The sequence below is a fragment of the Umezawaea endophytica genome (assembly GCF_025061645.1).
GTDB classification, from domain to species: domain Bacteria; phylum Actinomycetota; class Actinomycetes; order Mycobacteriales; family Pseudonocardiaceae; genus Umezawaea; species Umezawaea endophytica.
In genome coordinates, this window is sequence record NZ_JANYMP010000005.1 from 314,692 (window position 1) to 337,597 (window position 22,906).

The 22,906-nt window shown below is 73.0% G+C and carries 24 protein-coding genes; 7 read left to right on the forward strand and 17 right to left on the reverse strand.

Features of this window, described 5'->3' with window-relative positions; all coding sequences use genetic code 11:
- Nucleotides 1-4 precede the first annotated feature (4 nt).
- From NZH93_RS13555 to NZH93_RS13620, 14 genes are all read right to left on the reverse strand, one after another.
- Nucleotides 5-949, reverse strand: coding sequence for an alpha/beta hydrolase (locus tag NZH93_RS13555; RefSeq protein WP_259623389.1), 945 nt, complete (start codon nt 947-949; stop codon nt 5-7).
- A 75-nt stretch (nt 950-1,024) separates the two neighbouring features.
- Nucleotides 1,025-2,035: an ABC transporter permease gene (locus tag NZH93_RS13560; protein ID WP_259623390.1), complete on the reverse strand. Its 1,011-nt coding sequence runs from the start codon at nt 2,033-2,035 to the stop codon at nt 1,025-1,027.
- Nucleotides 2,035-2,802 (reverse strand): ATP-binding cassette domain-containing protein, encoded by a 768-nt coding sequence (locus tag NZH93_RS13565; RefSeq protein WP_259623391.1) that lies wholly within the window; start codon nt 2,800-2,802, stop codon nt 2,035-2,037. Before NZH93_RS13565 ends, NZH93_RS13560 begins: the two co-directional genes overlap by 1 nt.
- Entirely contained in the window at nt 2,802-3,770 is a 969-nt protein-coding gene (locus NZH93_RS13570; RefSeq protein WP_259623392.1) for a sugar ABC transporter substrate-binding protein, read from the reverse strand. Before NZH93_RS13570 ends, NZH93_RS13565 begins: the two co-directional genes overlap by 1 nt.
- A 362-nt stretch (nt 3,771-4,132) precedes the next feature.
- The gene (locus tag NZH93_RS13575) at nt 4,133-4,495 is read right to left on the reverse strand and encodes a DoxX family protein (RefSeq protein ID WP_259623393.1); all 363 of its coding nucleotides are present in this window, start codon (nt 4,493-4,495) and stop codon (nt 4,133-4,135) included.
- A gap of 46 nt (nt 4,496-4,541) precedes the next feature.
- Entirely contained in the window at nt 4,542-5,024 is a 483-nt protein-coding gene (locus tag NZH93_RS13580; protein ID WP_259623394.1) for a cupin domain-containing protein, read from the reverse strand.
- 104 nt (nt 5,025-5,128) lie between these two features.
- Nucleotides 5,129-6,046 (reverse strand): acetamidase/formamidase family protein, encoded by a 918-nt coding sequence (locus NZH93_RS13585; protein WP_259623395.1) that lies wholly within the window; start codon nt 6,044-6,046, stop codon nt 5,129-5,131.
- A complete protein-coding gene (locus tag NZH93_RS13590; protein ID WP_259623396.1) occupies nt 6,043-6,990 on the reverse strand; it encodes a PDR/VanB family oxidoreductase in 948 nt (315 codons plus the stop codon). The genes NZH93_RS13585 and NZH93_RS13590 overlap by 4 nt, the downstream gene beginning before the upstream one ends.
- Nucleotides 6,953-7,753, reverse strand: coding sequence for an MOSC domain-containing protein (locus tag NZH93_RS13595; protein WP_259623397.1), 801 nt, complete (start codon nt 7,751-7,753; stop codon nt 6,953-6,955). Before NZH93_RS13595 ends, NZH93_RS13590 begins: the two co-directional genes overlap by 38 nt.
- Nucleotides 7,750-8,364 (reverse strand): DedA family protein, encoded by a 615-nt coding sequence (locus NZH93_RS13600; RefSeq protein WP_259623398.1) that lies wholly within the window; start codon nt 8,362-8,364, stop codon nt 7,750-7,752. The genes NZH93_RS13595 and NZH93_RS13600 overlap by 4 nt, the downstream gene beginning before the upstream one ends.
- Nucleotides 8,365-8,436: 72 nt before the next feature.
- A complete protein-coding gene (locus tag NZH93_RS13605; RefSeq protein ID WP_259623399.1) occupies nt 8,437-8,751 on the reverse strand; it encodes an NIPSNAP family protein in 315 nt (104 codons plus the stop codon).
- A 10-nt stretch (nt 8,752-8,761) separates the two neighbouring features.
- The gene (locus NZH93_RS13610; RefSeq protein ID WP_259623400.1) at nt 8,762-9,223 is read right to left on the reverse strand and encodes a nuclear transport factor 2 family protein; all 462 of its coding nucleotides are present in this window, start codon (nt 9,221-9,223) and stop codon (nt 8,762-8,764) included.
- A complete protein-coding gene (locus tag NZH93_RS13615) occupies nt 9,220-10,941 on the reverse strand; it encodes a CocE/NonD family hydrolase (RefSeq protein WP_259623401.1) in 1,722 nt (573 codons plus the stop codon). Before NZH93_RS13615 ends, NZH93_RS13610 begins: the two co-directional genes overlap by 4 nt.
- Nucleotides 10,938-12,047, reverse strand: coding sequence for an FAD-dependent oxidoreductase (locus NZH93_RS13620; protein WP_259623402.1), 1,110 nt, complete (start codon nt 12,045-12,047; stop codon nt 10,938-10,940). Before NZH93_RS13620 ends, NZH93_RS13615 begins: the two co-directional genes overlap by 4 nt.
- Nucleotides 12,048-12,212: 165 nt before the next feature.
- Here NZH93_RS13620 and NZH93_RS13625 point away from each other — a divergent pair, with 165 nt between their 5' ends.
- The 4 genes from NZH93_RS13625 to NZH93_RS13640 all read left to right on the forward strand — a co-directional run bounded on the left by NZH93_RS13625 (nt 12,213) and on the right by NZH93_RS13640 (nt 16,429).
- Complete coding sequence (locus NZH93_RS13625) at nt 12,213-13,115, forward strand: LysR family transcriptional regulator (protein WP_308214195.1); 903 nt, start codon at nt 12,213-12,215, stop codon at nt 13,113-13,115.
- A gap of 101 nt (nt 13,116-13,216) precedes the next feature.
- The gene (locus NZH93_RS13630) at nt 13,217-13,636 is read left to right on the forward strand and encodes an ATP-binding protein (protein WP_259623403.1); all 420 of its coding nucleotides are present in this window, start codon (nt 13,217-13,219) and stop codon (nt 13,634-13,636) included.
- A gap of 156 nt (nt 13,637-13,792) precedes the next feature.
- Nucleotides 13,793-15,445 (forward strand): glycosyltransferase, encoded by a 1,653-nt coding sequence (locus tag NZH93_RS13635; protein ID WP_259623404.1) that lies wholly within the window; start codon nt 13,793-13,795, stop codon nt 15,443-15,445.
- 147 nt (nt 15,446-15,592) lie between these two features.
- Nucleotides 15,593-16,429 carry an NAD(P)H-binding protein gene (locus tag NZH93_RS13640; RefSeq protein ID WP_259623405.1) on the forward strand — a complete coding sequence of 279 codons (837 nt, stop codon included), beginning with the start codon at nt 15,593-15,595 and terminating at the stop codon, nt 16,427-16,429.
- Nucleotides 16,430-16,435: 6 nt separating this feature from the next.
- Here NZH93_RS13640 and NZH93_RS13645 read toward each other — a convergent pair whose 3' ends face one another.
- A complete protein-coding gene (locus NZH93_RS13645; protein WP_259623406.1) occupies nt 16,436-17,851 on the reverse strand; it encodes an alpha/beta fold hydrolase in 1,416 nt (471 codons plus the stop codon).
- 228 nt (nt 17,852-18,079) lie between these two features.
- Here NZH93_RS13645 and NZH93_RS13650 point away from each other — a divergent pair, with 228 nt between their 5' ends.
- On the forward strand, nt 18,080-18,475 hold the full coding sequence (locus NZH93_RS13650) for a hypothetical protein (RefSeq protein WP_259623407.1): 396 nt from the start codon (nt 18,080-18,082) through the stop codon (nt 18,473-18,475).
- A complete protein-coding gene (locus NZH93_RS13655) occupies nt 18,472-19,623 on the forward strand; it encodes a PrsW family glutamic-type intramembrane protease (protein WP_259623408.1) in 1,152 nt (383 codons plus the stop codon). The genes NZH93_RS13650 and NZH93_RS13655 overlap by 4 nt, the downstream gene beginning before the upstream one ends.
- A 12-nt stretch (nt 19,624-19,635) precedes the next feature.
- Here the strand turns inward: NZH93_RS13655 and NZH93_RS13660 are convergent, their stop codons facing one another.
- A complete protein-coding gene (locus NZH93_RS13660; RefSeq protein WP_259623409.1) occupies nt 19,636-20,547 on the reverse strand; it encodes a TIGR03564 family F420-dependent LLM class oxidoreductase in 912 nt (303 codons plus the stop codon).
- A gap of 95 nt (nt 20,548-20,642) precedes the next feature.
- On the opposite strand from NZH93_RS13660, the gene NZH93_RS13665 reads away from it, so the two are divergent.
- Entirely contained in the window at nt 20,643-21,212 is a 570-nt protein-coding gene (locus tag NZH93_RS13665) for a TetR/AcrR family transcriptional regulator (RefSeq protein ID WP_259623410.1), read from the forward strand.
- 12 nt (nt 21,213-21,224) lie between these two features.
- Here the strand turns inward: NZH93_RS13665 and NZH93_RS13670 are convergent, their stop codons facing one another.
- Nucleotides 21,225-22,892, reverse strand: a complete 1,668-nt coding sequence (locus NZH93_RS13670) for a methyltransferase (protein ID WP_259623411.1) — start codon at nt 22,890-22,892, stop codon at nt 21,225-21,227.
- Nucleotides 22,893-22,906: the final 14 nt, after the last annotated feature.

Consider the following 22,906-nt stretch of genomic DNA (forward strand, 5'->3'; position numbering starts at 1 on the left):
CGGGCTACGCCGGGCCCGTCGTCAGGCCGATGAGGTCGTTGACGGCGTCGGTGAGGCGGCTGAAGGCGCGGTCGGCCGACGGCACGCGCGGCGCGAACTCGATCCACCCGTGCACCAGCTCGGGGTCGAACTGGACCGTCACGGGCACCCCGGCGTCCCGCAGCCGCCTGGCGAAGGCTTCCTCCGACGACCGCAGCATGTCGTGCCCGGCGATGGCGATGACGGCGGGCGGCAGGCCCGCCAGCGACGCCGCCCGGCCCGGCAGGGCGTACGGCGAGGCGAGCGCCGCCTCGGTCCAGGCGTACTGGCGGAAGAAGAACTCCAGGTCCGCCAAGGGCATGCGCGGACCGCCGCCGAAGGCGAGCATGCTCGGGGACCCGAAGTCGTCGTCGACGCCGGGGTACACCAGCACCTGTGCGTCGACGCGCGGGCCGTCCTCGTCGCGCGCCCGCAGGGCGACGCAGGCCGCGAGGGTGCCGCCCGCGCTGTCACCGGCGACGAGCAGCGGCAGGTCGGGTCGCAGGGAACCGGCCCAGGCGGTCGCGTCGTAGGCGTCGTCGAACGGCGCCGGGAACGGGTGCTCCGGCAGCATCCGGTAGTCGACCGAGACCACGACGGACCGGGTGTCGCGGCTGAACCGCCGCGTGGCGACGTCGTGGGTGTCGATGCCACCCGCCCGCCAGGCGCCGCCGTGCAGGTACACGATGACCGAGGTGGGGGTCTCGGGGCGGTAGACCCGCACGGGGATCTTCCCGCCGCCACCCCGCACGAACTCGTCGGTGACGCGGTGCACCGCGACGGGGTCGGCGCCGCGCCGGTAGACCGCGCTCGCCCTGCGCATCCCCTCGCGGAGCTGGTCGGCCGTCACGTCCGCGGCCGGGATGGACGCGGGTGGCCCCAACTCCGCCTGCAAGGCGATGACGTCGGGGTCGATGGGCGTTTCGTTCACGTCGGTTCTCCGAGTCGGGTTCGTCGTGCGGGTCCGCGTCGTCGCGGACGGATCGGGCCTGCCACGCCGTGGCCCCTACCGCTTCCGGTAGATCCGGGCCCGGCGGAGGTGGTCCACCGCGACCGCGCAGACCAGGATCGCGCCGATCACGATGCTGTTGTACTGGGGCGGGATGTTCGTGAGCACCAGCGCGTTGTCGATGAGCGACAGCAGGACGGCGCCCACCGCGACGCCCTGGACGCCGCCCATCCCGCCCATCAGGCTGACGCCGCCGATGAGCACCGCCGTGATCGCGTTGAGGGTGGTCGACGTCCCGCCCGCGGTGACCTGCCCGGCGCCGACCTGGGCCGAGTAGACGATGCCCGCGAGACCGGCCGTCGCGGCGGCGATCACGTACAGCGCCAGGTCGAGCCGGAACACCCGCAGCCCGTTCGCGACCGCGGCCTGCCGGTTGCCGCCGAGCGCGCGGACGTTGACCCCGAACCGGGTGCGCTCCAGCAGGAACCAGAACAGGACGCCGACGGCGACGGCGATCAGCACGTCGTTCGGCACGCCCAGGACGCTGCCCTGGGCGATCCGCTGGAAGCCCGCCGGGAGCGGGAGGACGTCGGAGCCGCCGGTCACCAGGTTGTCGACGCCGGTGAGCACGTAGAACGTCCCGAGGGTCGCGATGATCGGCGGCACGTGCAAGGAGGTGACCACCACGAAGTTCACCGCCCCCACCGCGCAGCAGGCCGCCATCCCGGCGAGCACCGCCAGTGGCCAGGGGACGCCCTCGACGAGCAGCGCGCAGGTCGACAGCGCCCCGAGGGTGAAGACCGCGCCCGCCGAGAAGTCCAGCCCACCGCCGATGACGAGCAGCGCGGCACCGCAGGCCATCACGAAGTAGATGACGCTGTTGCGGAGGATCGCGGTCAGGTTGTCCGGGGACAGGAACAGGCTGGAGCGGGACCAGGCGAAGAGCCCGACCGCCAGCACCACCAGGACGAGCGTGGTCTCCTGCCGCACCAACACCTTCGCCACCACGCCGGTCCGCTCGCCCCCGTGCTCCGCGAGCGGGTCACGGGGTTTCGCGGTCACGGTCATCACGCCACCTCGCCGTCGTGGACCTGGTCCGGGGCGATGGCGCCGGTGATCAAACCGACGACCTCCTCGCGGCCGACGTCGGCGACCAGCCGGGTGCCGACGGTCCGGCCGAGCCGCAGGACCGTCACGCGGTCGGCGTGGGAGAAGACGAAGTCCAGGTCGTGGCTGACGAGGACGACCGCCTTCCCGGACGCCCGGAGTTCGTCGATGATCTCGCCGACCTGCGCGGTCTCCTGCACGCCCAGCGCCGCCGTGGGCTCGTCCAGGAGCATGATCGGCTTGTCCATCCGGACGGCGCGGGCGACCGCGACGACCTGCCGCTGGCCGCCGGACAGCAGCCCGACCGGTGTGCGCACGTCGCCCACCCGCACCTTGAGGTCCCGGAGGACCTTCGCCGCTTCCCGTTCCATGCGGCGGCGGTCGAGCACGAAGCCGAACTTGCGCGGCAGGGTGCCGAGCGCCATGTTGTGCGCGATGTCGAGGCACTCGACGAGCGCGAGGTCCTGGTGCACCACGGCGATGCCGTGCTCCTGCGCGTCGGCCGCCGACCGGACGTGGCGCGGTTCCCCGCCGTTGACGAGCACCTCGCCCTCGTCGGCCCGGTGCACGCCCGCGACGATCTTGATGGTGGTCGACTTGCCCGCGCCGTTGTCCCCGACGATCGCGTGCACCTCGCCCGCGTGGGCGTCGAAGTGGACGTCCTCCAGCGCGGACACGGAGCCGAACCACTTGCGGACGCCGCGCAGCCGCAGGGCCGGGGCGCCCATCACACCCACCCCTCGTCGAGGAGTCCGCGCACCTGGTCCTTGCCGACGACGCGGATCTTGACGGGGACCTCGGGCGCCTGCTTGCCGTTGTGGACGTCGACGACACCGTCGACGAGCTGCTTCCCGAGCGAGCAGACGTCCTGCATCAGCATCAGGTTCGCCGTGCCCTCCTCGATGGCCTCGGACCCGCCGTTGTCGTGACCGCCCGCGAGCAGGAAGGTCCTGCCCACGAGCCCGCGGGACTTGATCGCGGCGACCGCGCCCGGCGTGGTGGTGCCCATGTGGGTGACGATCGTGGTGACGTCGGGGTGCGCGGTGAGGAGCGCGTTGACCTGCGGGAGCGCTTTCGCCGCGTCGTCGCCGGTGTACACCTCGCCCGCGATGGTGACGTTGTCGGTCTTCGCGACCGCGGTCTTGACCCCGTCCAGCCAGGACTTGCCCAGTCCGGTGTCGGCCGCCGCGACGAGCCCGAGGACGTGCTCGCCGGGCAGCGCCGCGACCGCCTCCACCAGTGTCGTGCCGATGTCCGTCCAATCAGGACCGATGTTGAAGTCGGACCCGCTGTCCTCGCCGCCGGGGCCGTAGACGGTCCCCGTCACGACGCCCGCGGCCTGTGCCTGCTTGAGGACCTGGGCGAAGCCCTCGCCCGCCGGGAAGGTGATGACCGCGTCCTTCTTGGTGGCCGTGGCCTGGCGCACCTGCTGGATCATCGCGGTCGCGTCCAGCGCCTGACCGGTCGGGCCGCTCTGGGTGAGCGCGACGCCGAGCCTGTCCGCCTCCTCCCCCATGCAGTCCCCGATCCGCCGCCAGGTCGGGTAGCTGGGCAGCGGGTTGACGAACTGGATCGTCATGGCGGACCCGCCTCCCGCGCCGCCGCCGTCCCGGCCCGCGCACCCCGCCAGGGCGGCGAGGACGAACACCGGAGTCGTGAGCGCCGCGGCGACGCGGGTGGCCGTCTTGGTGGTCATCGGAATACCTCCTGGAGGGTGTCCGCGGCACGAGCCGGTGGTTCGGCGGACGATCACCGATCGGAATGGCTCTCGTCCGGAAATCCCTTCCGCCGCCAGTCGTGCGGGAGCCCGTCGGACATCCGCTCCGCCTGGCCCGGACCTCCATCGATGAGCACCACACGACCTGCGTGGAGAATTCTTTCGGCTGGTGCGGATCGAGTGGCGGAAATCCACGGGGACCGTTCGACCGACCGGTGCGTAATGTGATCGGAATTCCCGAGCGGTTCCGGATTCCGTCATTCGATGATCGCACTCGGCCACCGGCGCGACAACGACGCGCACCCCACCAAATCGGCCATGGCCGCCGGGGTGCGCTCGGCTCACAGCCAGACCGTGGCCAGCCACGCGGTCACGGCCGCGACGACCACGAGCGCGACGTTGAGCGCGACGCGGCGGTCCCCGCCGGTGAGGTGGACCGGGATCGCGCCGAACTGGAGCACGACGAACCCGACGGCCGCGGCGAGTGCGAGCCAGGGCGCGACGCCGGTCAGCGGCGGCAGGACGAGCCCGAGCGCGCCGAGCACCTCCAGCACCCCGATGGCCCGGACGGCGGGCAGCGGGACGCGGTCCACCCAGGCCATCATCGGCCGGAGCCGGTCGCGGCTCCGCACGACCTTCACCCCGCCCCCGTAGAGGTAGAAGAGGGCGAGCAGGCTCGCGGCGATCCAGTAGGCGACGGTCATGATCTTCCATCCGGGGAGGGCGAGCGCGGGACCTGGTGGCGAACGGCTAGGCGAAGTCGGTGGCGGGCTCGGTGGCGTAGCCGCTCATCACCCGGATGTTCGCCTGCGGGGTCAGGGCCTGGCCACTGGCGATCATGTCCTGGAGGTCGCGGAAGTACTGCACGTACAGGTCGGGCGTGAACGTGCTGAGCATGACGGCGGGCTCGTCGGTCACGTTGGCGAAGGTGTGCGGGGCGCCGGGCGGGACCATGACGAGCGTGCCCGCAGTCGCGTCGTAGTCCTGGTCCCCAACCGTGAACCGCACCGCGCCGGAGATCACGTAGAAGCCCTCGTCGTGCTGGGCGTGGCGGTGCTGCGGCGGTCCGGGGGTGTGCGGGGCGAGCACGGACTCGGCGATCCCGAGCCGGTGCCCGGTGTTGCTGCCGTCCTCCAGCACCCGCAGTCGCGTGGTGCCCAGGACGATCGTCTCGCCGTCGCCCGGCCCGACCACCGACACGGCGGGGTCCGGGGTCTTCAATTCGTCAGCCATGCCCCGATCTCACCGCCGGGGCCCGGCACCTGTCCAAGACCTGTTCCGCGCTGCCGATACCCCGTGGGTATCCTCCCAGTTCGACGGATCCGCGCGCCGCGGTATCAGGTGATCGCCCCGTGCGGCAGGACGGCGTGGACGCCCCACGTCTCGTTCACGACCTGCGTGACGCGCAGGTCCACCACCGAACTGGCCAGCGCGACGGCCGTGCCCCGGTCGAGGTCGTGAAGGACCTGGATCCAGCCGACCATCGCGACGAGCGCCTCCGTCATCGCCGCGGTGAGGTCGGCGTCGAACCCGAACGTGACCCGGCCACCGGGGGTCACCGCGTGGACGCCGGGAACCGGGGTCTCGGCGACGACGTCGAGGACCACCTCCGTCGTCATCGGACACTCGATCGCGGTGCCCGACACCTCACCGCCGCCCTGCGCCGCGTGGCCGTCACCGAGGTGCAGCAGCGCGCCAGGCACAGTGACCGGCAGGTACAGCGTGGACCCCGCGGTCAGCTCGCGGCAGTCGATGTTGCCGCCCCCGAAGGCCCGCGGGGGGATGGTCGAGTGCTTGCCGGGCTCGGCGGGCGGCATCCCGATCACCCCGAGGAACGGCGAGGTCGGCACGGTGTGGCCGCGGTCGTTGGTGGCGGTCCCGGCGGCGTCGATCTCCCACAGCAGCCAGGAGGGTTCCCCGGTGAGGCCGAGCGCGCGGTTCAGCGCGTTGTCCTTGCCGCCTGCGACCGTCCAGCCCCAGTCACCGGGGACGGCCGAGACGACGTGGACCGCGAGCACGGTCCCCGGTTCGGCGCCGCGCACCTCGACGGGACCGGTGAGGCAGTGGCCCCTCCTGCCCTCGAACATGGTCGGCCGCCGCTCCCCCGGCGTCCGCTGCCGTTCGAGGAACCCGGACGCGTCGAGCGACCGCGCGACGACCGTGTCACCGGGGTCTACGGTGAGCGCGGGCCGCGCGTCGGGGTCGAACACGTCCGTCGTGGTCCCCGGTTCCGGGTGCAGGTCGTGAACGGTCACACCGATCCCTCGCTCTCGTTGGGGCCGACCACGATCTCCGGCGACCTGGCCCGCGACACGCAGGCCGCCAGGCTCCCGAGCCGGTCCGCTCCCGTCAACGCCGAGTCCCGGTGCTCGACCTCGCCGCCCAGGAGCGCGAGGCGGCAGGTGCCGCAGGTGCCGGACTCGCAGGACGACTCGACGGGGATGCCGTCGCGCCGCAGGGCGGCGAGCAGCGAGAGGTGCGCGGGAACGGCCACCCGCCGCCCGTCGGGGGCCCAGACGGCGGTGAACGGCGCGGACGGCCCGGCGCGACCGGCGGTGAACTCCTCCAGGTGGACCCGGCTCGCGCGCCAGTGCGCCGTCAGCGCCCGCACGGCGCGCAGGAGCGGAGCGGGCCCGCAGCAGTAGACGCGCGCGTCGTCGTCCGGGACGGCGAGGTGCGGCCACAGGTCCAGCCTGCCCCGGTCGGCGCTGTGGTGCACGGTGTCCTCCGGACCGTCGAACTCCCGCAGGAACGGGGTGTCCTCGGCGGACCGCGTCAGGTATAGCAGCCGGGCGCCACCCCGGCCGTCGGCCCGCACCCGGCGCACCATCGCGCGGATCGGGGTGATGCCGATCCCCCCGGCGATGAACAGGTACCGGGCCGCGGGTTCGAGGGGGAACCTGTTGTCCGGCGGGGAAACGACCAGTTCGGTGCCCATCGCCACGTCGTCGTGCATGCTCACCGAACCACCCCGCCCGCCGTCGTCCCGGCGCACGCACACGACGTACTCCGACGGCCGGGCACCGCCGGGGTCGACGAGGCTGTAGCTGCGCCGGTGCCCGGCCGGGGTGGTCACCACGACGTGCGCTCCCGGCTCGTACGCGGGCAGCGCGGAGCCGCGGGGGTCGCGGAGCGCGAACCGGCGGACCGTCGGCGCGAGATCAGTCAACTCGGCGACTCGCAGCCGCAACGACCTCATCCCCCTTCTCCACGACCCCGGCGGTGAGGACCTCCAGGTGCGTCCCCATGAACCGGTGCCCGTACGCCCCGTCGATCATGGCCACGACCGGGAGGTCGCGGTGGCCGGTCGCGGGGTCGACCTCGGTGGCGGCGCAGCGCTTGGTCCGGTGCGCGCACCGGACGCGCACGCCGCCCAGGTCGAACTCCCGGCCGACGGCGTCCAGTTCGGACCACGCGGGCAGGCCGTCCACGAAGACGTTGGCCCGGAACCGCAGGCGGTCCACGACGGTGCCGGTCCGCGACTCCAGGTCGCGGACCGAGGCCAGGTTGACCATCGAGATCCAGTCCATCGGCCCGTCCCCGGCCACCGCCGCGTCGGTGAACCGCCTGCCGGGTTCGCGGGCGAGCACCGGTGTGGCGCCGGGTGGCAGGTCGAGGACCCCGGTGAAGAACCGCACGGCGTCTTCACGGCCTTCCTCGGTGCGGAGGTCCGCGTGAAGGACCTCGTGCCCCACGACCCGGACGGTCAGCACGTCGGTGTCCGTGTCCAGGTGGGTGTCGAGCCCGGCGAGGCGGTGGTCCGAGACCAGGGCGAAGAACTCCTGCTTCGACAGCCCTTCCCGCGTGCCCGGCCGGTACGCGCCGCCCGGTCGGGCGAGGGCGAACACCCGGTCGTGCGGGATCCCCTCGCCCGGCCGGAGCGCGACGCGCTCCAGGGGCTGGGCGCTGAGCCCCTTCACCGGGTAGACGAACAGCTCCTCCACCCAGCCGCCGGACCTCACGGCACCTCCCCCACTGCCTTGTCACGGCGGTGGAGGTGCCGCGCGGCCTCGATGACCCCGGTGACGACGAGCGCGAGCCCGACGCCGACGCCGATCGCGAGCAGCGTGTTCTCCTGGAACACCACACCGCCGAGGTACCCGGTGAGCGCGGTGTAGGCGCTCCACGTGCTGGTCGCGAACAGGACGAACAGCACGTACTTGGCCAGCGGGTAACCGACGATCCCGGTGGACAGCGTGGCCAGGTAGCGCCCGACCGGGATGAACCGCGTGGTCACCAGGATGAAGCCGCCGCGGGCGTCGAGTTCGCGGACGAACCAGTCGTGCGCCGTCCGGCGTTTGCTGCCCGGTGGCAGCCGCTTGAGCAGCCGGACGCACAGCAACCGCCCGACGGTGTACGGCACCAGGTCGCCGAGGAAGGCGCCGAGCGTCGTGGCCGCGACGACGAGCACGATGTTCGTCTGCCCGGTGGCGGCGTAGACCCCCGCGACGATCACGACGGGTTCGCTCGGGATCAGCGGGAGGAACGAGTCCAGGAAGGACACCGCGATGAGCACCGCGTACAGCCACGGGGAGGTGATGAGCGATTCGGCGAGTTCCAGCCAGTCGATCACGGGGCGCCGCCCGTCGTCGCGGGGTGCGGGCGGGTCGTCACGGGGAGTCCCCCTCGGTAGGTCGGTCCCGCTTCATCGCAGGCCGGAACGGTCGGTGGGCCGGAGGGTCGTCGTGGTGGAGCCGCCGTCCAGGAGCAGTGCCCGGATCGCGGGTCCGACCTCGCGCGTCCAGCGCGGGTCGCGGTGCACGGCGTCGACGACCGCTTCCCGCTCCGCGTCGTCCGCGAACCGGCGCAGCCACACGAATCCGCCGTCGGCGTCCACGAACGTGCCCACGACGGTCATGCCCTTCTCCTGGTGCAGCGGGATCACCAGGTCGTCCATGCACGCGGCCAGGTCGTCGGAACACCCCGGCCGCGCTTGCTCTCGTCTGATCTCGTAGTGCATCGCGGGCTCCTCACGTGGTCCTGCGGTCGGCGGCGATCCGGTACACGTCGGGCGAGCCCTCCCAGGGGGCCGTGCGCACGACGGCCCACCGGTGCACGAGCCAGCGGCCGGAGCCGCGGGTGAGCCCGAGTTCCCAACGACCGCGCATGGTGCAGAAGTCGACGCCGTCGGTGGGGACGTGGTGGTAGGCGACGACGTGCACCCGGCAGGTGGCCCGGTCCCCGTCGACCTCGACGAGCGGGAGGGAGGCCGCGTGGTGCAGGGCGTCGAACCCCTCCAGCACCGAACGCGCCTTGTCCACCAGCCCGTCGGCGGTGAGGTCGACCGGCGCGGCGCCGGACTGCCCGGACAGGTCCAGGCGCACCTCGTCGGCGAACAGCTCCCGCAGCGCGTCCCAGTCCCGGTCGTCCTGCGCGTGGGCGAGGCGCGCGACGACGTCCATCACGGCCAGCCGGTCCTCGACCGCGCTCACCGGTCCACCACCGGGAGCACGAGGCGGCTCGGCCTCGACGGTCCGTGGTGGACGGTGTTCAGCGCCACCACCGCGTCGGCCCCGCCGTCGAGGGCGACGGCGCGGCCGGTGCCGGTGTTGCGGTCGTAGCGGGGGAAGTTGCTGCTCGCCACCTCCAGCCCGATCCGGTGGCCGGGCAGGAAGACGTTCGACGTGGCGCACAGGTCGACGACGACCTCGACCGGCTCACCCGGCCGCAGCGGGCCGCTCTGGTACCGGACCCGCTGGATCCCCTCGCACAGCAGGATCACCCGCCCGTCGGGGTGCACGTCGACCAGCTTGCCGGTGAAGTCGGTGTCCACCGCGGACGAGGACGCGTGCAGCACGAGCCGGACGTGCCCGGTGACCTCCAGCGGCGCGTCTAGCACCGGCGAGGTGAAGCACAGCACGTCGTGCCGGTCGCGCACCGGGCGCTGGTCGGCCGGGCCCGCCCACGCGCCGGGGCCCGCGATCACCGGGCCGCCGAGGGTGGGCACCGGGTCGAGCGGGTCGTGCCGGAACGCGTCGCGCCCGTCGGCGTCCGGCGTGGTGGTGAGCAGCGAGCCGTCCGTGCCGCTCGTCCCCGCTTTCCCCGTGCTGGACAGGAAGTGGTCGACGTAGCGCGTGTCCGGCAGCGGCCAGTCGGCCTCGTCCCGCCAGCGGTCGATCCCCATGACGAAGATCCGCACGGGCGCGGTTCCCTCCAGCGCGTCCTCCCGGCCGCGCACCCAGCGGTCGAAGAACCGCAGGTGCGCCTCCGTCAGGTCCGCGGCCCCCACGGCGCCCGCCGGGCCGAACGAGCGGTCCGGGAACTCGCCGAGGTCCGCGCCGTCGGCGTGCCCCCACGGGCCGATGAGCAGCCGCTGGCCGTCACGGGCCTCGGCGCTGCCGCCGTGCCGCCGCATCCCGACGTAGGAGTCGATCGTCCCCATCAGGAACGGGTCGTACCAGCCGCCGACGGCGAGCGCGGGCACCGTGATGGCGCCGTAGCGCTCGGCGGGGCTCAGGCCCTGCCACCACTCGTCGCGGGACGGGTGGTCGAGTACATCGGCCGCCCACGGCAGCAGGTCGCGCAGGAGGGGGTGGTCGCCGACGGGCAGCCGGTCGAGCAGCGCGGACCGGTCGAGCAGCGCGTTCGTCAACCGTTCCGCCCGCTCGCCGTCGGAGGGTGCGGCGCGGCGCACCGCGCCGAGGGCCGCCCGGTGGGCCCAGGTGAGGAACGTGTCCAGGGACAGGGCTCCGCCGGGCGAGTACCACGGCGCCCGGTACGGGTCGGCCGACGCCATCAGCGGGACCATCGCCCGCAGCGCCGGGGGTGCCGCCGCGGCGGTGTGCCACTGGGCCATGCCCTGGTAGGAGCCGCCCCAGGTGCCGATCCTGCCGTCGCACCACGGTTGCGCCGCGAGCCAGGCGATCGTGTCGACACCGTCGTCGGCTTCCGCGGCGTGCGGGACGAGCACGCCCGGCGAGCCCGCCGTGCCGCGCACGTCCTGGGCCACCACCGCGTACCCGGCCCGGAGCAGCGCCAGGACGTCAGGCGCCTTGGTGTTCCCGTACAGGCCGATGTCGTCCTTGCCGTAGGGCGTCCGCACCAGGAGCGCCGGGAAGGTCCCGGTGCTCGCGGGCCGCCAGACGGTCGTGGCCAGCAGGACGCCGTCCCGCATCGGCACAGCGACGGCGTCGTCCATCGTCGCGATCACCGCGGCACGTCCACAGTGGACTCCCGCGTCATCATCCAGTTGCTGAACGAGGCGTAGGCCGCGGCGAACTCGTCCGGTGTCGTGGAGTGCTCGACGGCGGCGGACCGACGCGCGACCTCCTCGTAGTGCGGGATCCGGTCGGCCTCGTAGTCGACGAGCGCGGCGGGCACGTCCCCGTGCAGGGTCAGGCGATCGACCAGCAGCGCCGCGTCCTCGACGCCGAGCGTCGCGCCCGCGGTGATGTGCGGCGACATGGCGTGCGCGGCGTCCCCGGCCAGGGCGACCCGCGCCGAGACCCAGTGGGACAGCGGCGGGACCACCATGATCTGGTTGTGCAGGATCTTGTCGTCCGGAGTGGACTCGATCAGCCGGGACAGCGTGGAGTTCCACCCGTCGACGTCGAGGTCCCGTGCGCGTTCGAGGCACTGCTGCTTCACGGTTCCGGTCAGCTCGGGCGCGTTGAACTGCGACAGCAGCCAGAACGCGCCCCCGTCGTAGGTCCGCGCGTAGCCGCCGCGGAAACCGCGGTCGCCCACGACCAGCACGTCCGAAGTGACCGAATCCCCGACGTCCGGGAGCACCGCGCGCCACGCGTGGTGGCCGACGTGCTCGCGGGCCTCGCTGTCGGGGACGAGCTGGGCCCGCACCACCGAGTACGCGCCGTCCGCGCCGACGAGGAGGTCGCACTCCTCGCTGCTGCCGTCGGCGAAGTGCGCCACGACGCGGTCGGGCGACTCCTCGTAGCGCACGAAGCGCGCGTCCAGCCGGATGTTGTCGTGGCCGAGCGCGTCGGCCAGCCGGTCGTTCAGCTTCGCCCGGTGCACCAGGAGGTAGTGGTGGTCGGCCGGGGAGTAGCCGGCCGGTTCCATCAGCCGCCCGGTCGGGTCGTGGAACCACATCCCGCTCGGCTTGCCGATGGCGGCGACCTGATCACCGACCCCGAGGCGGTCGTAGACCGCGAGGGCGTTGCGCCACAACCCGAGCGACGCCCCGGCGGCCCGGATCTCGGGCGCCTGCTCGCAGACCAGGACGTCGAACCCCGCGTCGCGCAGTGCCAGCCCGGTGGTCAGGCCGATGATCCCGGCGCCGATCACGACCACCCGCATCAGAGGGCACCCGCTTCGCGGAAGTCGTTGCTGGAGAAGGGAAAGCGGATGTGCACGGGGATTTCCTCCTGGTGTGTCGGGGTGTGTCCCCGACGGTAGGAGGAAAACGGATTGCCCGCCAGCACAACGTTGGCATGGTGTCATTTCACCGGTGATAATCGGGGCGTGGAATCCCTGGACATGAACCTGCTCGTGGCGCTCGACGCGCTGCTGACCGAGAACAGCGTCACCGCCGCCGCTGAACGCCTGCACACCTCGGCCCCGACGATGAGCCGGACGCTGGCCAGGCTCCGCCGGATCCTCGACGACCCGCTGCTCGTCCGGGCGGGCCGCGACCTCGTGCCGACGCCGCGCGCGCTGGAGCTGCGCGGCGAGGTGCGCGCCGTCACCGAGCGGGCCAGGGCGCTGTTCGCACCGGCGCCCGCCGCCGACCCCGCCTCCATCGTGCGGACGTTCGACCTCCAGATCAGCGACCTGTTCGCCACCACGGTGATGGCGCAGCTCATCACCGACGTCCGCACCCAGGCCCCCGGCATCACCCTGCGGTTCCGGCCGGACACCCTGGAGGACACACCCGCGCTGCGCGAGGGCCTGGTGGACCTGGAGGTCGGCGTCCTGGGCCGCGCCGACCCCGAGATCCGCGACGAGGCACTGGTCACCGAATCGCTCGTCGGCGTGGTCCGCGCGACGCACCCCCTCGTGTCCGGCCGCGCCGTGACCGCGCGCCGGTTCGCCGCGGCCGACCACGTCGCGGTGTCGCGCCGCGGGCGCCCGCGCGGCCCGATCGACGAGGTGCTCGCCGACCTCGGCCTGCACCGGCGCGTCACCGCCGTCGTCCCGACCTACGCCGCCTCGCTGTTCCTCGCGCGGGAAACCGACGTCGTGTGCGTCGCCCCGGCCACGACGGGGCGCGAAACGCTGGACGTGCTCGGCCTGCGGACGTTCGCACTGCCGTTCGAACTCCCGCCGCTGGTGCTCGGCATGGCGTGGCACCCGCGCAACGACCGCGACCGCACCCACGGCTGGCTGCGCGAACGGGTCCGCCACGTGTTCACCGAGCGGGCCTGACGCCGCGCCCGCCGGTGCCGGACGGCGGCGACCGCGTGTACCGGACCGCTCCGACGGGTAACCCCCGAGCCAACGGAGCTCACGGGAACGCGGAGGCTGACGTGGACACAACGGGAACGCCGTCTAGGCCTGCTCTCAGCGTCGACCTGCGGGAATGGACGAAGGCACCCCTGCACGAGCTGCGGCGACTCGTCCGGGCCGCTCTGCACCGGGAAGACCCCGACTGCGTCACCGACGCGGAACTCGTCGTGACCGAGTTGGTCAGCAACGCCTACGACCACGGCAGGAGACCGGGACACCTGCACCTGTGGCTGCTGGGCGACCCGGCGACGGTCCGGATCGAGGTCGACGACGCGAGCCGCGACAACCTGCCCGTGCTCGGGAGGTCGCGGTTGAACGCCATGCGGGGGCGCGGGCTGGTCATGGTCGACCGCCTGTCCCGCAAGTGGGGGGTCACGCTCGGCCGGGTCGGCAAGACCGTGTGGGCCGAGCTGTCCTGTTCCCTGGCGCTCGCCACCTGACCGACCGGATTACTCCGAACGAGTGAATGAGCGCCATCTCGTCGTGCAGGGGTCGAACGGCCGGTGGTACGACGGTCTCAGAGCGCGGTTGAGCAAACAGCCGTTGTCCGATCGGTAGTGGCGCAGGCCACGGTTCGAAGCAACGGGGACACGTCCATGCAACTGCTCGACGTCGATGTGTCGGTGAGCCGGAGCGCTGTCGTGGTCACCGTGGCGGGCGAGGTCGACATGACCACGGCGGCCCACCTCGCCGAACGGCTTGGCCACGCCCGCACGCTGGTGCGCGACCCCTGCGACCTGGTCGTCGACCTGGGCGGGGTGCGCTTCCTGGCCGCCGCGGGCGTGGCGGCGCTGCTCACCGCCCACCTGGAGTGCGCCGTGCGAGGCGCGACGATGTGGGTGGTGGCGCCGCACCGGGCGGCCAGGCGTCCACTGGTCATCGGCGACGAGGGCTCCGTGCTGCGCGTGTTGGCGGAAGCCCCCGAGATCACGGCGGTGAAGCTGGCGGACGAATTGGCGGGCCGCACCGCGAAGGCGGAGGCGGCCGGGGTGCGGATGGCCGGGGCACCCGTGAACGGGCGGGTGCGCCCACCTCTCGCGGTCGTGTCGCGGATCGCCGACCGGAAGGCCGTCACGCCGCCCGTGCGGAGGTCGTCCCTGGCGGTCGACCTGGTCGCGGCGGCGTGGGAGACCGAGTCCGCCGAGTACCGGGCGCACATCGCCGACCTCGCGGGTGCGCTGCACCGCCAGGGCCACCGGGTCGCGCTCCACATCCGTCGGACGTCCGCGGACTCCGCGCGGTCCTCTTCGACCTTCGAGGTCGTCCGGGTGGCCGCCGGGCCGCCGACCGCGCTGTCCAAGGCCCAACTCCTGCCCCACCTCGACGAGTTCGCGGCCGCCCTCGACCAGCGGTGGGGCGAGCACACCCCCGACGTCGTGCACCTGCACTCCTGGCAGTCCGGGCTCGCCGTGCGCGAGTCCGCCGCCCCGCTCGCGCAGTCGTTCCACGGCCTCGAACCCGGTGGCGGGCCGGGCACGTCCAACCTGGCGGAACTGGAGCGCACGATCGTGCTCGCCGCGGACCACCTGATCGCGGCGAGCGGCGGTGAGGCGACCGCGTTGTCCCGGATCGGCGTGCCCAAGGCGAGGATGTCGCTGGTGCCGTGGGGCGTGGACACCGGGGTGTTCAGCCCCGAAGGGCCCGTCGCGCCCCGTGGCGTCGCGCCCCGCGTGCTCGCGCTGGGAGCGGTGGCGCCGCACAGCGGGTTCGACACCGTGATCGAGGCGATCTCCACCGTCCCCGACGCCGAACTGCTCGTCGTGGGCCCCATCCGGTCCGCGGTCCCGCGCGAGGACACCGAGATGAGCAGGCTCGTCCGACTCGCCCGCGAGCACGGGGTCGAGCAGCGGGTGAAGTTCACCGGCGAGGTGCGGCGCGCGAGCCTGCCGTCGCTGCTGCGCTCCGCCGACGTGGCCGTCTGCGTGCCCTCGCGCGAACCGTCCGGCATCGGCGCGCTCCAGGCGATGGCGTGCGGCGTCCCGGTGATCGCCACCGCGGCGGGAGCGCTGGCCGACATCGTCCTCGACGACCTCACCGGCGTGCTCGTCCCCCCGCGCGACCCCGCGACACTCGGCCAAGCGCTGCGCGACCTCATCGGTGACCCCGTGCGGCGCGACATCTGCGCGATCACGAGCGTGGACCGCGCCCGCGCCCGCTACTCCTGGGACCGCGTCGTGACGGAGGTCGTGGACGCCTACCGAAAGGCCTCCGGCACCCCGCGCGACACCCCGGTAGCCAAGCTGTCCTGACCTGTCGCGCGCCGCTGGATGCCCGACGTCCTGCCTCTGCCGTCGGGAATCGGATCTCAATCAACACCGACGAGGCTGGACGATTGGACAGGCAACCCGGCTTCCCACCCATGGATCCGTCCGACTCGACCCGGTTGGATCGGAGCCATGACCACTGACACCACCCTCGTCCTCGGCGCCACCGGCAAGACCGGCCGACGGGTCACCGCCCGGTTGCGGCTGCGCGGCACGACCGTGCGGGCCGCGTCCCGGTCCGGCCGGACCCGCTTCGACTGGACCGACCCCGGTAGCTGGGACCCGGCACTGCGCGGCGCGGACTCCGTCTATGTGGTGCCCCCGAGCGTGCCAGGTCCGGTGCACGAGTTCGTGGCCAGGGCCGAGGCCCTCGGGGTGCGGCACCTGGTCCTGCTCTCCGGGCGGGGCGCCGATCACTGGGGCGACTCCACCTTCGGGCTGGACATGCGGTCGGCCGAGGAGGCCGTGCGCGGCTCGAAGCTGGAGTGGACCGTGGTGCGGGCCAACAACTTCCAGCAGAACTTCGACGAGGAGGCGTGGCACGCCCCGCTCGTCGCGGGCGAACTGGCGCTGCCCGCCGACGCGGTCCCCGAGCCGTTCGTCGACCTGGAGGACCTCGCCGACGCCGTGGTCGGGGTGCTGGCCGAGCCCGGTCGGCACGCGGGCCGCACCTACGAGCTGACCGGGCCGCGCGCGCTCACCTTCACCGAGGCCGTCGGGCTGATCTCGCTGGCGTCGGGGCGGCCCATGACCTTCCGGACGATCTCCCCCGCCGACTACGCGGCGGCGCTGGTCCGGGAGGGCCTGGCCGAGGAGGACGCCCACCACCTCGCCGAGATGTTCGTGCTGATGGAGCGGAAGTTGTTCGCCACCACCACGGAGGACCTGGAAACCCTGCTGGGACGGGCGTCCAGGCCCTTCGAGGACTACGTCGTCCGGGCCGCGGCGGCGGGTGCCTGGGAGCGGTGACCCCGGCTACGCGGGGGGCGTGGGAGCGCCGGGGCAGGAGTCGTTCGAGACCTTGCCGGTGTCGAAGAACTCCACGGCCTTCGCCGCGCACGGGAGGGTGTCCAGCGAACCGTGGGTGTCGTCCTCGACGGTCAGCAGCGCGCCGCCGATCCGCTGCCGCGTCTCCCGCGCCCAGCCGATCGGCGTCACCTGCTCGTAGAGGTGCCCGACCAGTTGCAGTGGGCTGGAGCCGCCGGTGAACCGCCACGGCTGGGCGGGGATCGGCCAGCCGACGCAGCGGACCGCCTCGGAGCCGTACCGGCCGGAGAGGGGCAGCAACTCGATCAGCCGGAGCCGGGCGGTCCAGACCTCGTCGAAGTCACGCGTGCCAGCGGAGTCGTTGCACAGCACAGAGGTCTGCTGGAACGGGCTGAAGCCGGTCTGGTCGGCGTCCCAGCCGAACCCGCGCTTCTCCTGGTGGGGCAAGGCTTCCAGTGTGGAGGCGCCGTCGCGGAGCGCGACGAGTCGCCGGGCCGAGGAAGCCCAGTCCCGCCGCGTCTCGGTGAGCAGGCCGTCGAACGCGTCGAGCCTGCTCGTCTGCCGTGCGCGCAGGTCGAGCAGCGCCTTGGTCACGACGGCCTGGGTCGTCCCGAAGCGGTACACGTCGTCGTGACGCGCGATCCAGGCGGCGAACTCGGCGAACGTGTTCTCCCGCGCCGTGAGTTGGGCGCGGTCCATCTCGACCAGGTCCAGGTCCGGCGGCATCACCGAGTCGAGCAGCATCTTGTCGACGTGGGCGTCGAACAGGGTGCGGTACTGCGCGCCGAGCGCGGTGCCCCAGGAGATGCCGTAGTAGCCGATCTTCTCCTCACCGAGGGCGATCCGGATGCGGTCCATGTCACGGGCGATGGTCGCCGTGGTGAGGTTCCGGACGAACTCCGGGTCCTCGGCCACGCAGCGCTGGTGGTTGCGGCCGTCGCGATCGGCCTCGAAGCGGGCCTTCTCCTTCTCCGACAGGGAGGGGTCCGGCTGCGTCCAGTCGTCCTCGCACGCCACGGCCGCGCTGTAGCCGACACCGCGCGGCGCGAACCCGATGAGGTCGTGGTGCACCCCGATTCCGGCCGCCTCCGACCGCAGGAGGCTGTTGGGCAGTTCCATCCCGGAGCCGCCGGGACCACCGGGGTTGACCAGGATGACGCCTTCGCGGCTGCCGGACGCCTTCACCCGGCTGATCGCGATGTCGACGGTCCGCCCGTCCGGCTTCGCGTAGTCGACGGGCACGGTCACCACCGCGCACTCGGTGCGCTCGTCGGTGGAGGGCCAGCGGTTCGCGATGTCCCGGCAGAGCTGCCACCGCGGGGTCTCGGCGACCGCGATCCCCGGCACGAGGGGAACCAGCACCAGCCCGGCGAGCACCGCGCCGAGGAGTCTCGTGATCTTCATGCGAAAACCCTGGCACCCCCGGCCCCACCGGCGACTCGGTCAGCAGGCCGACCTTCCCGACGATCAACCGAGTCCCTTGGTCCTGACGCACCAGTCCTCCCGACCGATGCCCGCCGCGGAGAGGTCGTCCTGCTCGTCGGCACGCTGGTCGTCGTCGACGCCAACACCTCCGGGGCCGAGGCGATAGCGCCGGGAACGACGATCGAGGTCGGCGAGGGGGTCACCTACGTGCCCGCCGACGGGTGGTCGTTGATCCGCGAGGGCACCACTCCGGGCAGCAAGTCCCAGGTGGCGGGCCGGGGAGGCTCGTTCTCCGTGACCGTGCGCGAGTGGGACGGCACGGTGGCCGGGGAGGTCGAGCGGACCCGGCGCGGCATCACCGCCGACGGCTCGATCCGGCTGACCGGGGACGGGACGTCCTTCCACACCAACGGCGGCCTGACGGGGGTCGAGTTGGCCTACGTCGGCTCGCACGTCCAGGGCCGGGCGTGGGTGGTGGTGGACGAGCGGACCGACGTGTCCGTGGTCGCCGTCGGCCCCAGCGCTCAGGAGACCTACCAGCAGTCGGCGGGCCAGATCGACGAGATGGTCGACAGCATCCGGATGACGGGAGCGCGCCCGTGACGCAGCTCGGGACCACCCCCGGTCCGCTCGCCCCCGTCGGTGTCGACAGCTTCTTCCAGCCCCGGCGCGCGGCGTTCTGGGTGGTGCTGTTCTTCCTCGCCAACGGCCTGTTCTTCGAGGCCACCCAGTTGCTTACCGCCTACCGCGTCGTGCCCGCGGCGGTGCTGTTCGGCGTCGTGGTGTGGACGCTCTACACCATTCCCGTGCTGCTGTTCCTCCGGTCGCTGGACCTGTTCGAGTTACACCCGCCGCTCGGCTTCGCGCTGGCGTTCGCGTGGGGCGGCTTCGCCGCGACCTACCTGGCCATCTCCGCCAACGGCGCGATCTTCTCGCTCGCGGCCAAGCTGGGCGGTCCGCGGTACGCGGCCGAGTGGGGTCCCGCGCTGGCCGGTCCCACCGTCGAGGAGACCCTTAAGGTCCTGGGCGTCGTCCTGCTGGTCCTGGTCGCGCGCAACCAGTTCCCCACGCTGCTGTCGGTGGTGGCCACCGGTGCCGTGGTCGGCCTCGGCTTCCAGGTCCTCGAAGACCTGTCGTACTCCATCAACACCGCCATCGCGTTCCCGACCGACAACGCGGTGCTGCCCGTCGCCCTGATGCTGGGCGTCCGCGGTGTCGTCAGCGGTCTCTGGAGCCACGCCATGTACACCTCCGTCGCCGCGTTCGGCGTCGGGTACTTCCTGACCCGTCGGCACAAGCCGTTCGCCCAGCGCCTCGGTGTGGCCGCGGCGGCGTTCGCGGCGGCGTGGTCGCTGCACTTCTTCTGGAACTCGCCGTTCTTCACCGACCTCGGGTTCGTCCCCTCGACCGTGGTCAAAGCCGTTCCGGTGGCCGTGGTCGGCTTCCTGATCTGGCGGCTCGCGGGCCGGGACGAGGGCTCCTACCTGACGGTCCTCGCCGACCACTTCGTCTCGAACGACCTGATCACGCCCGAGGAGCGCAAGGGCCTGCGGTCGCTGAGGTACCGCCGCCACGCCCGCGGGGAGGTGAAGAAGGCCAAGGGGCGCAAGGCTTCCAAGGCGCTGCGTGACCTCCAGCGCGAACAGGTGCGCCTGGTCATGTACCACGGCCGCAACGGCGCGGGCCCCGAACGCGCCGACCACGAGTACGCCGTGCGCCGCGCCCGTGCCCGCCTCGAGGCGCTGGCGTAGTTCCCCCGCCGGTCAGCGAGCCCAGTCGGCCAGCACGCCGATGGTGCGGGCCTGTTCCTCGGCGGTTCCGCAGGGCGCGGCCAGGAATTCGGTGGCGCCCGCGTCGCGGAGTCGGGCGAGTGCCTGTGCCACCTCGGTTTCCGTGCCGACGATCGCGACGTCCTGCGGCCCGGCCGCGCCTTCTCGGTCCAGGGTCGCGCGGTACTCGGGCACCTGGGCGGCGAGCGCGAACCGCTCGGCGATCCGGGCGCGAACGTCGTCGGCCTCGTCGGTGACGCAGACGGGCAGGCCCGCGACGACTCGAGGGGCCGGTCTCCCGGCATCGGCCGCGGCACGGGTGATCGCCGGGACGACGTGCTCGCCCAGCGCTCTCGGTCCCGTCATCCAGGTCGCGGTCCCGTCGGCGAGTTCTCCCGCCAGGCGCACCATGCGCGGCCCCATCGCCGCGACGAGCACCGACGGGGCGGGCACGTCGCCGTCGACCGACACCGCGCCCACGGCGGTGAACGCCTCCCCGCGGTGGTCGACCGCTTCGCCGCGCAGCAGCGGGCCGAGCACCTCCAGGTACTCCCGCATCCGCCGCACGGGCCGGTCGGTGGGCAGCCCGAACATCCCCGACACCATCGCGCCGATCCCCACGCCCACGCCCAGCGTCAGACGTCCGGCCACCGCGGCCTGCACCGTCAGCGCCTGCCCGGCCAGCACCAGCGGGTGCCGCTGGGGAACGGGGACCACCGCCGTCCCCACGGCGATCTCGGGGACGGCGGTCCCGACCACCCCGACGAGGGTCAGGGCGTCCCAGCCGAGCGCCTGGCTCGCCCAGGCCGTGGCGAACCCGGCGTCCGCCGCCACCCGCGCCTGGTCGACGACCTCCTCCACGCTCGCGGGACCGCGCACGTCACCAATAGCCAACCCGATTCGCACTGTTCGTCTCCCGGCAGTAAGTGGAGGGGGAACCCCGGTTTCAGCTTGCTACGATACGGAGAACCCACCCCACTTATCAAGGAGGTGTCGGACGGATGGGAGAACACCCCAGGAGACGGGCCGACGCGCAGCGCAACCGCGACCGGCTGGTGGCCGCCGCGAGCGCCGTGATCGCCGAGGCCGGACCCGAGGCGTCCCTGGAGGAGGTCGCCCGCCGCGCCGGGGTCGGGTCGGCCACCCTCCACCGGCACTTCTCCAGCCGCGCGGAACTGCTGGAGGCCGTGCTCCACGACCGCGTGCGGACGCTGTGCGCCCTGGCGGACGAGCTGCTGACCGCGCCGGGGGCCGGGACGGCCCTGGTGACGTGGCTGCGTGCCGTGGTGGCCCACGCGGCCACCACGCGAGGACTCGGCCCCGCCCTCACGGGGTACGCGTCCGACCCGCGCTTCTCCCCCCACACCATGATCCGGGAAGCCGCTCGACAGCTCCTCGCCCGCGCCCACCGCGAGGGCTCGGTCGCCCCGAACGCCACGGTCGACGACGTCCTGCGCCTCGCCAACGGCATCTCCCTCGCCGTCGACTCCCTCGCCGACGCGACGGAGTGCGCCGACGCGTTGATCACCCTCGTGACCGACGGACTCCTGCGCCGCCCCGCGAACGGGTAGCGGCGCGCGTCCTCACCGCTCGGCGGTCCGGAACCGGCGGCAGCGCACGAGGTGCGCGTCCAGCGGCAGCGGGTGGGTCTCGACCACCTCGAAGCCCGCGCCGGCGAGCAGGTCCCGGTAGTGTGCGCCGGTGCGCTCCCGGCCGCCGGTGTTGCACAGCATGTGGATGTCCCACGGGATGGCCAGCGAGTCGACGTCCCCCGATTCCGGCAGCAGGCGTTCGACCACCAGGAGTTCGGCGTGCTCGGGCATGGTCCGCGCGCACGCGGCCAGAATGGTGCGGCACCGCTCGTCGTCCCAGTCGTGCAGCACGCGCGACAGCAGGTAGACGTCACCGCCGCCGGGCACGGACTCGGTGAAGTCACCGGGCACCAGCGTGACGCGGTCGGCGACGTCGGCCAGCCGGGTCCGCGCCGCGGTCAGCGCGTGCGGGCGCTCCATCAGCACGCCGCGCAGCGCCGGGTTGGCGTGCAGGACGCGGGACAGCAGTTCGCCGTTGCCACCCGCCACGTCGACGACCGTGCGCGCGGCGGAGAAGTCGAAGACACCGGGGACGCCCGCGAACACGGCGTTGCCCGCGGCCATCGACCGGTGGAACAGCTCGGCCAGCTCGGGGTCGGCGGCCATGTGCTCGAAGTGGTGGCTGCCGAACACCTTCGCGTAGGACTCCCCTCCACTGCGGACGGCCTCGGTGAACGCGGCGAACGACCGGTAGAACGGGCCGCCGTACATCAGCGCGAGCGGACGCATCGAGCCCGCCGCCTCGGAGCGCAGCAGCGCGCCGAGTTCCGTTACGCCGTAACGGGTTCCCGCCGCGTGCACGACGCCGAGCGCCGCCAGGTAGCGCAGCAACCGGGCCAGGCTGTGCTGGTCGGTCCCGGTGGCGGCGGCGAGGTCCGGCAGGTCCGGGGTCGTCTCGACGTGGTCGAGCAGCCGCAGTTCGGCGGCGGTCGCGATGGCCTGCGTCGCCCAGGCGCCGGTCAGCAGGCGCAGCAGTTCGGTGCCCGCGCACGACTCGCGCTGGTGGGTGGCGAGCAGCCGCGTGAGCCTGCCGGTGCAGAACAGTTCGAGCCGCCGGAACGCCGGGTCGGCGCCGTGCGCGTCGCGGAAGTAGAGGACGGTGCGGTCCTCGGCACCGTTGTAGCCGCCACCGTCCGGGCGCATGGCGGCGGCGATGGTCGCGCGGAGTCCGCGCAGCAGGACGGCATCGGCCCGCCGGACGGCCAGCGCGAAGTGGGCCTCCCTGCTGTGCCGCCGTTCGTCCTCGGCGATGTGCGCCCACCGCGGCGGTGTCACCACCGCGAAGATCTCCAGCTCGCACGGTCGGCCCACGCGGTCGGTGACCGTGGAGCGCAGGATGCCGACCTCGAGCTCGTGCGGCGGCACGTCGTACCGGACGCTCAGCCGGTCGCGGACGACGACGCTCGGCGTCATCCCGCCCACCCGGATCCCTTGTGCGGCCAGTTCCTCGACGAGACCGTCGAGGGTCTCCGGGAAGATCAGCAGTGCCACGTGGTCGATCGTGACGTGCCCCGCCAGTGCGGTGCGGTGCTCCTCGTCCAGCGATGGCAGGGCGGTGGCGAGCACCGACGCGGTGTCGTTGGCACCGAGCAGGTCGATCGCCGCCACGACGCGGACGAGGTCGGCTGTGGCGAGCAGCGGCGGTGTTGTCGTGATCATGGTGTGTCCCCGTT